This window comes from Phenylobacterium sp. (genome assembly GCF_044372605.1).
GTDB lineage: Bacteria > Pseudomonadota > Alphaproteobacteria > Caulobacterales > Caulobacteraceae > Phenylobacterium.
The window spans coordinates 1-10,937 of record NZ_JBILRO010000100.1 but is presented as its reverse complement, the minus strand read 5'-3'; the positions used below and the strand labels follow the sequence as shown (position 1 = coordinate 10,937).

General features: G+C 65.7%; 14 protein-coding genes. 6 read left to right on the top strand and 8 right to left on the bottom strand.

The features are described from left to right. Positions 1–182: 182 nt before the first annotated feature. From ACIQ42_RS09870 to ACIQ42_RS09850, 5 genes are all read right to left on the bottom strand, one after another. Positions 183–530 carry a GFA family protein gene (locus tag ACIQ42_RS09870; RefSeq protein WP_397404220.1) on the bottom strand — a complete coding sequence of 116 codons (348 nt, stop codon included), beginning with the start codon at positions 528–530 and terminating at the stop codon, positions 183–185. A 114-nt stretch (positions 531–644) separates the two neighbouring features. Further along, positions 645–1,673, bottom strand: a complete 1,029-nt coding sequence (locus ACIQ42_RS09865) for an alpha/beta fold hydrolase (protein WP_397422027.1) — start codon at positions 1,671–1,673, stop codon at positions 645–647. Positions 1,674–1,680: 7 nt separating this feature from the next. Further along, the gene (locus tag ACIQ42_RS09860; protein WP_397422026.1) at positions 1,681–1,926 is read right to left on the bottom strand and encodes a DUF3253 domain-containing protein; all 246 of its coding nucleotides are present in this window, start codon (positions 1,924–1,926) and stop codon (positions 1,681–1,683) included. Beyond that, the gene (locus tag ACIQ42_RS09855) at positions 1,926–3,074 is read right to left on the bottom strand and encodes an acyl-CoA dehydrogenase family protein (protein ID WP_397422025.1); all 1,149 of its coding nucleotides are present in this window, start codon (positions 3,072–3,074) and stop codon (positions 1,926–1,928) included. Before ACIQ42_RS09855 ends, ACIQ42_RS09860 begins: the two co-directional genes overlap by 1 nt. Before the next feature lie 10 nt (positions 3,075–3,084). Continuing rightward, positions 3,085–3,375 carry a hypothetical protein gene (locus tag ACIQ42_RS09850; RefSeq protein WP_397404201.1) on the bottom strand — a complete coding sequence of 97 codons (291 nt, stop codon included), beginning with the start codon at positions 3,373–3,375 and terminating at the stop codon, positions 3,085–3,087. Positions 3,376–3,464: 89 nt separating this feature from the next. Here ACIQ42_RS09850 and ACIQ42_RS09845 point away from each other — a divergent pair, with 89 nt between their 5' ends. The 4 genes from ACIQ42_RS09845 to ACIQ42_RS09830 all read left to right on the top strand — a co-directional run bounded on the left by ACIQ42_RS09845 (position 3,465) and on the right by ACIQ42_RS09830 (position 5,918). Beyond that, positions 3,465–3,926, top strand: a complete 462-nt coding sequence (locus ACIQ42_RS09845) for a PaaI family thioesterase (protein ID WP_397422024.1) — start codon at positions 3,465–3,467, stop codon at positions 3,924–3,926. Positions 3,927–3,938: 12 nt separating this feature from the next. Next, positions 3,939–4,409 (top strand): DUF2147 domain-containing protein, encoded by a 471-nt coding sequence (locus tag ACIQ42_RS09840; protein ID WP_397422023.1) that lies wholly within the window; start codon positions 3,939–3,941, stop codon positions 4,407–4,409. 111 nt (positions 4,410–4,520) lie between these two features. After that, the gene (locus ACIQ42_RS09835; protein ID WP_397422022.1) at positions 4,521–4,880 is read left to right on the top strand and encodes a GFA family protein; all 360 of its coding nucleotides are present in this window, start codon (positions 4,521–4,523) and stop codon (positions 4,878–4,880) included. 3 nt (positions 4,881–4,883) lie between these two features. Next, complete coding sequence (locus ACIQ42_RS09830) at positions 4,884–5,918, top strand: MsnO8 family LLM class oxidoreductase (protein ID WP_397422021.1); 1,035 nt, start codon at positions 4,884–4,886, stop codon at positions 5,916–5,918. Here the strand turns inward: ACIQ42_RS09830 and ACIQ42_RS09825 are convergent. Further along, complete coding sequence (locus tag ACIQ42_RS09825; RefSeq protein WP_397422020.1) at positions 5,863–6,498, bottom strand: glutathione S-transferase family protein; 636 nt, start codon at positions 6,496–6,498, stop codon at positions 5,863–5,865. The genes ACIQ42_RS09830 and ACIQ42_RS09825 overlap by 56 nt on opposite strands. A 121-nt stretch (positions 6,499–6,619) precedes the next feature. Here ACIQ42_RS09825 and ACIQ42_RS09820 point away from each other — a divergent pair, with 121 nt between their 5' ends. Continuing rightward, on the top strand, positions 6,620–7,381 hold the full coding sequence (locus ACIQ42_RS09820) for a class I SAM-dependent methyltransferase (RefSeq protein WP_397422019.1): 762 nt from the start codon (positions 6,620–6,622) through the stop codon (positions 7,379–7,381). A gap of 1 nt (position 7,382) precedes the next feature. On the opposite strand, the gene ACIQ42_RS09815 is transcribed toward ACIQ42_RS09820, so the two are convergent. After that, complete coding sequence (locus ACIQ42_RS09815) at positions 7,383–8,663, bottom strand: NupC/NupG family nucleoside CNT transporter (RefSeq protein ID WP_397405204.1); 1,281 nt, start codon at positions 8,661–8,663, stop codon at positions 7,383–7,385. A gap of 522 nt (positions 8,664–9,185) precedes the next feature. Further along, positions 9,186–9,713 (bottom strand): hypothetical protein, encoded by a 528-nt coding sequence (locus ACIQ42_RS09810; RefSeq protein ID WP_397422018.1) that lies wholly within the window; start codon positions 9,711–9,713, stop codon positions 9,186–9,188. 246 nt (positions 9,714–9,959) lie between these two features. On the opposite strand from ACIQ42_RS09810, the gene ACIQ42_RS09805 reads away from it, so the two are divergent. Then, a complete protein-coding gene (locus ACIQ42_RS09805; RefSeq protein ID WP_397422017.1) occupies positions 9,960–10,658 on the top strand; it encodes a PEPxxWA-CTERM sorting domain-containing protein in 699 nt (232 codons plus the stop codon). Positions 10,659–10,937: the final 279 nt, after the last annotated feature.

Here is a 10,937-nt window from a genome sequence, read left to right as displayed (position 1 = left end):
CCGCGTCGTTCGAACCCTGGCTCATGCGCTTGGACCTGACAGCCGACGGCACAGGCTTCACCGCCCGGTTCGGGAGCCAACTGCTCGCCGCCCTGCACCTTGGCGCCCCCGCCATCCTCAAGATCGCCGTTCATGAGGAGGAACGGCGGGGCGGCGAATCGAGGATCGGCCGGGTTCAACCCCTACCCATCCATCGGCGGAAAGCGCTCAAACGCGGGCAGCGAGTGGGCGTCGGCCATCCAGCCGATACGCTCGGCGGTCTGTATGTGAACCTGGGCCGGAATCGCGTCCGGATCGTCATAGGTGGCGCTCTGGATATCCACGATCCCAGGCAAGTTTTCGTCATTGCGGTAAAACAGGCCGGTCCCGCAATCCGCGCAGAACTCCCGCCGGCCATGTTCGGACGACACATAGACCTTTACGGCGCCCTTTGTGATCCGAAGCGCCTCTTCAGGGTACATAGTCCACCCCACCACCGGGGCCCCGGCGTGCCGCCGGCAATCACTGCAGTGACAAAGGGCATGTGTCATCGCCTCGCCTACGACTTCGTAGCGCACCGCGCCACAGTGGCATCCTCCGCTCATGCTCATGACCTGGCCCTCACTTCAATTCGGGAACAAATAGAGAACGACTACATTGTAATGTCAAGACGACCCGGGCCGGGATGAGGGTTCCTTCGGATCACCGGCCGTTGAAGCCGCTGTCGGGATCGAAGGCGCGCCCGAGGGCAGCGGCGCGAGCGGGTCCCGCAGGAAGGCGAGCACATCGGCGATCACCACCGCCCCCTGCCGGTCCCGCGTCAGTAGGTGGTATCCAGCCGCATAGTAGGCCGTCCGGTCCGAGGTCTTGAGGTTTTGCGCGGCCCTGTACGCCGCACGCTTCGGGATGATCTGGTCGTTGGCGCCATAGAGATAGAAGGTGGGCAGGTCATCGTCCCCCACCTGCCGGGCGGCCCGGCTCATCAGTTTGACCAGCCCGTAGAGGGTGTCGGACCGCGCGCCCCAGATCATCAGCCGGTCGCGCCCCATGGCGCGCAGCTCCTCGATATTGTCGGTCGGGCTGACCCGGTTCGTCACGAACTTCGGCGGCGTGTAGACCTTTGAGGCCGTAAAGTGGGCGGCGAACCACAGGGCGGTCTTGTAGGGCAGCGGTTGGGTCCTGAAGCCCCAGACGCCCGGTGCCAGCAACACCAGACGGTCAGCCGCAGGCGGGCGATCGGTTGCGAACGCCGCCGCCGCCACCGAACCGCCCATGCTCTCGCCCACCACCGCGATGATCGCGTTTGGGTGTCGCGCCCGGGCCAGGGCCGTGACCGTGCGCAGGTCCTCGATCATCAGATCATCGCCCGCCCAGATGCCGCGGCCCGGCGAGCGCCCGAAACCCCGCTGATCGTAGGCATAGGTGGTCACACCGGCCTCGGCCCACCGGCGTCCGGCGATGTGGAAGGCGTTGGCGTAGTCGTTCATGCCGTGGGCGGCGACGATCACCGCCCAGGGCTCCTGCGCTGCGGCCCAGGTGATGAGACCCAGCCGCGCGCCGTCAGCGGCGATCACCGCATCGGCCTCAAGGCGCGGCCCCTGGAATCCGGCCGGCGGCTGGTTGGCGCGCTGGATGGCCATCGGCGCGCAGGCCGAGGTCAGCAGCAGCAACATAACCAGCGCGATACGTGTCATCGCCCTGTCAGGCCGGCGGCAGCCGGAGACGGTAAACACCTTTGAAATCATCGGGATCAGCCGGTTTATTGTGGCGCAGGATCACCAGCCGGCCCTGCCGCGCCAGCCCCCGCGCCACCGCGCGGACATGTCCCAGCGTGCGACGCCAGCTCTCCGGATCGACGGATCGCGCAACGTCCTCGGGCGACACGGATTTGCCGGACGGCACCTTGCTCAGGAGGTCGAAGATGGCCGCTTCCAGAACTTCGCTCACTAACCGCCCCGCTTGATGGTCTCGCGCGCGATGATCACCTGCTGGATCTGGCTGGTGCCTTCATAGATCCGGAAGATCCGGACGTCGCGGTAGAAGCGCTCGATGCCGTACTCGGCGATGTAGCCGGCGCCGCCGAAAATCTGCACGGCCTTGTCGGCGACACGCCCCACCATCTCGGAGGCGAAGTACTTGGCCGCCGCGCCCTCCATGGTGACGTTCTGGCCCAGGTCGCGTTTGCGGGCGGTCTCCATGGTGAGCGCCTTGGCGGCCAGCGCTTCGGTCTTGCAATCCGCGAGCATCCCCTGGACCAACTGGAACCCGCTCAAGGGCTGGCCGAATTGCTTGCGCTCGGTGGCATAGGCCACGCAGTCGGTGATCAGGCGCTCGGCCACGCCGACACACAATGCCGAGATGTGCAGGCGCCCCTTGTCCAGCACCTGCATGGCGACCTTGAAGCCCTCGCCCTCGGCACCGATCCGGTTTTCGACGGGTACGCGGACATTGTCGAAGACAACATCGCAGACATGGGCGCCCTGCTGGCCCATCTTCTTCTCGGGCTTGCCGACGGTGAGGCCCGGCAAATTGCGCTCCACCAGAAACGCGGACACCCCGCCACCACCGGGTTTGGAAGGATCAGAGCGCGCCATCACCGTAAACAGGTCGGCCTTGTTGGCGTTGGTGATGTAGCGTTTCGCGCCATTCAGAACGTAGTGATCGCCGTCAAGTATGGCCCGGGTCTGTACCGCGGCGCTGTCGGACCCCGCCTCCGGTTCCGTGAGCGCGAACGAGGTGATGATGTCGCCAGATGCAATACCCGGCAGGTATTTCTGCTTCTGAGCCTCGGTGCCGAACATCACCAGCGCCTGCGAGCCAATGCCGACATTGGTGCCGAAGGTCGAGCGGAACGCCGGGCTGGTGCGCCCCAGCTCCACCACCACAAGGCACTCCTCCTCCATGGTGAGATCCAGCCCGCCGTAGCTCTCGGGGATCGAAAGACCGAACAGGCCCAGCGCCTTCATTTCATCCACCACGTCCTGCGGCATGGCGTCATCTTCGGCCACCTTGGCCTCCAGAGGGCGCAGGCGCTCGCTGACGAAGCGGCGCACGGTGTCGATCAGCTGATCACGGGTCTCGGCGTCCAGCGCCATGGCGATATCCTTAGTGGCAGGTTGAGGTGGGGGTGCGCGGCTTGAGGCGCTGGGGGGCGGACGAATCCAGTTTTTGCCGCCAGGTCTCGACCCCGATATTGGGCTTCGTCTCGCACGACTGCACCGGCTGCATTCGCTTTCGCTTGGCCCAGGCCGGCACGCCGTTCTCGTCGACCGGTTTCTCAGCGGCCGCAACAGGCTTGGACGTGGGCGCAGGCGCTTCCGGCTTGGGGGGTTCAGCCACAGCCGGGGACGCCGTCAGCATCAGGCTTGCCAGAAGAATCACGGTCCGGCCTTGCATCTTGGGTCCTGGAAAGGCTTAAGCGACGCGGCCAAACTAGAGACGGAACGCAGGCGGAGCAAACGCTTCGCGCGCGACATGGAGGATTGATGGACGGCGGCGAGACCCAGAACAGCTATACCTCCAGGCTTATCCAGGTCACCGAGGGTGAGTGGGCGGGCTGGTCCTACTATCCGGGCGCTGATCCCTACGAGGATCTGGCAGGCCCCTTCTACTACCGGATCGACGAGCGGGGGCCGGTATGCGCGTTTCGCGCCGAACACAAGCACATGAACGGCGGCATGTTCCTGCATGGCGGATGCGTCATGACTTTCGCCGATTTCTGCCTCTTCGTGATCGCGCGCGACGTCCTGCATGACGATCACAGCGTCACGGCCACCTTCAACGGCGAGTTCGTGGGCACCGCCCATATCGGCGATCTGGTGGAGTGTCGGGGCGAGGTCGTGAAAGCCGGCCGCAGCATGGTTTTCGTACGCGGCCTGATCACCTCGAAGGACGAGCCCGTCATGAGTTTCTCGGCGGTGCTGAAGAAGCGAAAGCGCCAGACGTAAAGAGATCGTCACATGCCCCCACTATCAGGCCCTATGACCCAAGGTCGAAGATTCGTGATCGGGGCTGTCGCAGCAGCTTTCTCATTGGCTGGAGGGTCCGCCTGGAGCCGGTCCGCCGATGATTTCAACGGGGTATGGCAAAACCCGAAGAACACCGTGCACCTGAAGTTGCGGCCCTGCGGCTCCAGGATCTGCGGCGACGTGGTCTGGGCGACAGAGGGGGCCAGAGCGGATGCAGCGCGGGGCGGCAAGGCTGAACTGATAGGTCAACAGCTGCTGCGGGACTTCGTACGTGGCGATGACGGCCTGGCCCGGGGCAAGGTCTATGTGCCTGACCTTGGGGTGACGTTCAAAGGGTCCGCCCAGCACGTCAATGACGACGCCATCAAGGTAAAGGGTTGCCTTGTCGGCGGGCTGATCTGCAGGTCGCAGGTGTGGATCCGCGTGACGGACACGGCGCAGCACGCGACCCGCAAACCCTGACGCGCGGGCTTTTCCAGAGTTTTCCAAGACTTCGGCGCGCGACCTCGCCGACGCTTTGACTGGACAGCGGCGATCTTCAGCCTCAGCAATAGCCGGGGGAGGAGCACACGCATGATCGAATTTGCCTGTCATTGCGGGGCCGCGCGGCTTGGGGCGCCCGAGGCGCCGACCGAGGTCAGCGAATGCAACTGCTCGATTTGCCGTCGGTTGGGCGCGCGGTGGGCCTATTACAGACCCAGTGAGGTCACCCTGCCCGCCCCGCAAAGCACACAGCCCTATGTCTGGGGCGATCGCATGCTGGCCTTCCACCGCTGCCGGTCATGCGGCATCACCACCCATTGGCAGAGCCTGGACGGATCGCGCGACCGGATGGCTGTCAACGCCCGGCTCATCGATGGCCTTGACCTCGGCGCGGTGCGCATCCGCCAGTTCGACGGGGCCGACACCTGGCGCTATCTGGACGAAGACTGACCCATGAAGCTTTCGGTTCTCGATCTGTCGCCGGTCACGGGCGAAGCGACGCAGGCCCAGGCCGTACGCGAGACCATCGAGGTAGCCAGGGCGGCTGAAGCCTTTGGCTATCACCGGTTCTGGATGGCCGAGCACCACAACATCGCGGGGCTGGGGTCGCCCAGTCCGGAGCTTCTGATCGCCGCCATCAGCCAGCAGACCTCGACCATCCGTCTGGGCTCCGGCGGCGTGATGCTGGTCAACTATTCGCCGCTGAAGGTCGCGGAGAACTTCATGATGCTTGAGGCCCTGGCGCCGGGCCGGATCGACCTGGGCCTGGGCCGGGCGCTGGGCGCCGATGGCCGCACCGGCGGCGCGCTGCGCTCGGTCGGTTCGGACGCCTTTCCACAGTACTTCCAGTTGCTGATGGCCTGGCTGCTAGACTCCTCGGGCAAGGTCCCGATCCCGCCGGGTCACCCGATCTACGATATCAAGGCCAATCCGACGGGACCCTCCCATCCGGACGTCTTCGTCCTTTGCACCTCGGAAGAGAGCGCCCAGTTCGCCGGGAACATGGGCGTGGGGCTGGTGTTTGCCGAGTTCATCGCGCGGACGGAGGCCGGGCCGGCGATCGCGGCCTATCGGCGGACGTTCGAGCCCTCGGCGTTCCGTAACGAGCCCTGGGCCGGGACCGCCATGGTGGCCTTTGCGGCGGAAACCGAGGAGGCCGGGTGGCGCGGAGACGCGATGCGCCGGGCCGGAAATGTCGCGATGCTGTCCGGGCGCCGCCGGCGTTTCACCGACATCGAGAGCGCCGAGGCCTTCCTGGCCGAATGGGCCGGCACACCGCTGCTGGCCGACGTCGAGGGGCGCACCATCGCCGGCGACGCAGGGTCGGTTCGCGCAACCCTGGCCGCCAAGGCCGCGCGCGCCGAAGCCGACGAGGTCTTCGTCATGGCCACCGGGCCTTCACTGCAGGCCCGGATCCGGTCTCTGGAACTGCTCAGACCGCAGGACGCGGCGGCATCCCGGCCGTTGCCGCAGGCCGCGCCCGCATAGCCTCGGCCCAACGGTGCACATGGACCAGCGCGTCGGGCACCTGGAGCTTGATCATCCGACCAAAGTCGACGCCGGCGAAGGCGACGATATCGGCGATGGTTATGCGGCCTGCAGCCAGCCACTCGCCGTCCGCCAGCCGTCGATCCAGGACCTTCAACGCGTTGAGCGCGCCGGCCAGGCTGTGCTCGCCGATCGCCGGAACCTGCGCCTCCAGCGCCGCCATGCGCGGGTTCAGGTGGCGCACCGCGACCATCAGGGGCGTGGCCACCATCATCTCCGCGCGGCGAGTCCACATCTCGATCACCGCCATTTCCTGCGGGTTGCGACCGAACAGGTTCGGCTCGGGATAGACGCTTTCCAGGTAGCGGCAGATGGCCAGCGATTCCGTGATGCAGGTCCCGTCATCCAGTTCCAGCATCGGTACCTGCGGAAGACCCGCCCTGGCCACATAGGCCGGGTCGCGCTGCTGACCATCCATCAGGCTGAGGGTCACGATCTCGATGTCCTGGATGCCCTTCTCGGCCATGAACCAACGCACCCGGCGTGGATTGGGGGCGAGCGGCGTGTCGTAGATCTTCATCAGCGGCGTTCCTTTTCGGGAACCAATCTAGCGCGTGCGCCTTGTCATGGATCAAGGCCCAATAACAATCGACCCCTGCGAGCGTCATTGCTACCTTGACGAAAATTGGGGGGAAGTTTCGATGTCAGGGTTTCATCCGCTGCGGTTCGTCCGGGAAGCGCTGGCCCAGCCCTCCCGCTTGAACCGGCAGCCGGATTCCACCGACCTGAAGGCGGTGAACATCGCCTTCGTCGCGGCTATCAAGGCCCAGATGTCCCACGTCGAGGCTATGGAGAGCGCCATCGGCGGTGGCTTCGAACAGGTCGGCGCAATCGAACTGTCGGTGCTTCGCCACTACGGCCTCCCCATTGACGGCCACCTGGTCGATGTTGGTTGTGGCTCGGGACGTCTGGCCCGGCCCCTCTCGGCGTGGCTGAGCGGGACCTACCTCGGCGTTGATCTGGTGCCCGACCTGATCGAGCACGCCCGCAAGATCAGCGCGCGGCCTGACTGGCGCTTCGAGGTGATCGATCACATCGGCATTCCAGAGGCGGACGGCGCCGCCGACATGGTCTGCTTCTTTTCCGTCCTGACCCACCTGCTGCACGAGCAGAGCTACTGGTATCTCGAGGAAGCCCATCGCGTGCTGAAGCCCGGCGGGGCTGTGGTGTTTTCGTTCCTGGAGTTCCGCGATCCGGTCCACCTGCAGATCTTCCGGGACACGGTGACCAACCACAAACTCAAGCATATGCAGCCGCTGAATACGTTCATCGACCGCGGGGCCCTTGAGGTTTGGGCCCGCGAACTGGGGATGGACATCGTCGATATCCGCGACGGAAGCGACGCGGTCGTCGCCGAGGGTGCGCTTGGTCAGTCCCTCTGCGTCCTGCGCAAAGCAGGCTGAACTACCCGAACAGCGCCGCCGGCAGCAGGCCGACGATCGAGGCGGTGAGGCAGGTGGCCAGGAACCCGGCCATCATCGCCTTCCATACCATGCCCACCACTTCGTCGCGTCGCTCCGGCACCAGCACCGAGAATCCGGCCAGGTTGATGCCGACCGAGGCGATGTTGGCGAAGCCGCACAGGGCGTAGGTCATCAGGATGCGGGTGCGGGGGTCCATGGCGTCCAGCGGGATTTCCCCCATCCGGATGAAGGCGGTGAACTCGGTCAGCACCAGCTTCACCCCCAGCAGTGAGCCGGCGGCCGGGGCGTCCCTCCAGGGCACGCCGATGGCCCAGGCCAGCGGGGCGAAGATCAATCCAAGGCCGCGCTCCACGGAAAGCGGCGCGCCCGCCACCTCGCCAAAGAGGCCCAGCATGCCGTTCAGCATGGCCACCAGCGCCACGAAGACGATCAGGGTGGCGGCCACGTTCATGACGATCTGCAGGCCGTCGTTGGTGCCCTTGATCAGGGCGTCGATGGAGCTGGCATAGCGCTTGGCGGCGGCCGGATCGTAGGCCTGGGTCTGCTCGATCACCGCGTCGCGGGGGATGATGATCCGCGCCAGCAGGATGCCCGCGGGTGCGGAGACGATGGAGGCGGTCAGCACGTGGGCGGCGGCCCCCGGCAGCACATCCTTCAGGATGGTGGCGTAGGCGACCATGGTCGATCCCGAGACACAGGCCATGCCGACGGCGATCAACATGAAAAGCTCGGAACGCGAGAGGCCCGGCAGGTAGCTGCGGATGAAGATCGGCCCCTCGACCTGGCCCATGAACACGGTGGCGGCAGTGGCCAGCGCGGGCGGGCCGCGCAGGCCCATGGTGCGCTCGAACACCACGCCGAACAGCTGGGTGATCCAGACCAGGATCTTCCAGTGCCACAGCAGGGCCGCCAGCGCGCAGACCACGAGGATCACCGGCAGCACCCGGAAGGCGAAGACAAACAGCGCCCCGCCGTCGGTGAGCGGATAGGGCTGGTTCGGCGTACCCGCCAGGAAGCCGAACACGAAGCTGACGCCCGCCTGGGTGGATGAGGCCAGACCGTCGACCACGACACCCACGCCCTGCAGCGCCTCACGCAGCGGCGGCAGGCCGAACAGCGCCATCACCAGGATCGCCTGGGTCAGGATCGCGCCGATCGCCAGCTTCCAGGGGAACTGGCCCCGGTTTTCCGACACCGCCCAGCAGATCAGCAACACTGACCCGACGCCCACCAGGCTCTGCGCATTCTCCAGACCGAACATTCATCCCCCGATTGGCCGCCACGACTCCGGCCCGCCTGGAATGTAGGGCGCAGAAGTGGGCTGGATGCAAGACCGGTGCGACGGTGGACCGCGCCATGACGACGAAGGTGGGCTACCGCCGGCCGGAGTGGCCGGGCCTGACCTGGCGGTGCGCAGAAAGGTTCAACCGCAGAAAGACGCTGAGAACGCAGAAGGGCCCCTGGGGTTCACCCACGGGGGGACCATTGCGTAATTCAGGCTGGCGCCAGAATTGGCCTACGCGCCCCTTCGCCCCTTGTGGGAGAAGGTGGCAGGCGAAGCCTGACGGATGAGGGGTCGCGCCGCCCTATCGAAATGATTTCAATGCCTTATCGGAGAGGATTATCGACCCCTCATCCGACCTCGCTTCGCGAGGCCACCTTCTCCCACAAGGGGCGAAGGGGCGTGGCGTCGAGCTCTCTCGCTATCTGGAATTATGCAACGGTCCCGATGGGGGAGGTGGCCCGAAGGGCCGGAAGGGGCGCTGGCGCCCGCCGACGGCGCCTAAAGTCCCGCCGGCAGGGCGGCGATCCGGCGCAGCTGGATCACCTTGCCGTTGTAGTTGAACACCAGAACATCACCCTGCAGCACCCGCGTGACCCGGGTCGGCCCGCCGAAGGGCTTGAGCGACAGTCCGTTGTTCTCGAACACCGCCGCCACCTTGATCGGCCGGCCCGAGCCGGCCGCGATATCGTCGACGCCATTGGCGAGGATCCCGTCAGCCCGCATATCGTGGGTAACGCCGCCACCTTCGATCACCACCCGGTCGCCGCACTGCTGGATACGCTCGACATGGGTCTTGCCCTCGTTGTCGCCCGTCCACACACCCCGCAGATCCGGCGCCCCCGGCGCCAGGGGCTCGGTGCACCGCGCCAGAACCGGCGCCGGAAAGGTCTTCCAGAAACCCGGCGGCGTGCGGGCGACCGGAATGTCACTGGCCAGCACGACGGTCTTGGCGGGCGCTTGCGCCAGGGCGGCGCCCGGCGCGGCGACCGTCAGCGACGCAACAAGGGCGATCATCACAGGTTTCATAGAGTTCTCCTGAACTGTCGCCGCCGGGCGTACACCGCCGGGTCGCCCTTGGCGATACGGATCATGAGTGAAGAGCGGGGTGCACGCGCTACGTGAAGCGGAGCGATGGGCCTGCTTCCACCACGCAATGCCCCATTTTCGAGCCTTCAAAGAAGTAATCGCCAACCGTCACAAAACCGAATTGCAATCGATGCCACCAATGTCTCTAAGTTGTTTCGGGTGGCGGGCACCCAGGGAGATTGCAACGTGAACATCTGGGTAAAGACGGCTTCCTTGATCTCTGCGCTGGCGTTTGCCAGCCAGGCGCAGGCGTCCAATCTGCTGGTCAACGGCAGCTTTGAGGACAGGGTCGTGACAGCCAGCGACATAACCAATCCCGGCGGACCCTGGAGTGTGCGGGATTTTGGAAGCACTCCCGGCTGGACCCAGTTCGCCGACGGCGTCGATCTCATCCACAACAACTATGTGCAGCTCCCCATCATTCCGGTGCTGGTAGATGCATCTGACGGTGTCAACTTCCTGGACATGAACCAGGTCGGGTTGTTGGGAGGCCTCTATCAAACCGTAGCCGCAACGTCGGGCCAGGTTTTCAACCTCAGCCTCGACACCACCGCATGGGCAACGAATTCTCTGGGCGGAACGCTGGGCTATGAACTCTACGACCCGTTCAGCAACACGGTGCTGGCGAGCGGCTCTTACACGGACTCCGTCGGTGGAGCCTGGATCACGCGGACCTTGAGTGCTGCGGCGACATCATCCTCCATCGGCGTTCGTGTTCAGGCGCTCTTCTCGTCAGGCGCCGGCCCCGGACTCGACAATGTGATCCTCACCACACCCACTGCGCCCATCCCGGAACCGACCAGCTGGGCGCTGATGATCGGCGGTTTCGGCGTCGTGGGCGCGACTATGCGTCGACGTCGGGCTGCGCAGCTGACCTGCGCCTGATCGCTCGCGCCCGGACCAGTATCGAGGCCTGCCGGAGAGATATGGCAGGCCCCGGTCTGTGACCAGCCCCGCATCCCCCCCGGGACGCAGACCGCCCCTTAAACCCCATGGTAGATTTCGAGCCTTCCGGTCCAGGCGTGTCAAGGACGCGTCCTGCGGACGCGCCGCGCCGCGGCGAGGGCTGCGCCCTCGTGTCGGCGGAGACGCCTGGACCGGCAGGCAAACTGGCCGCCATGGCGTTTAGGGCGAGGAGGGGTCGGTTGGGCGGCGTGAAGTCAC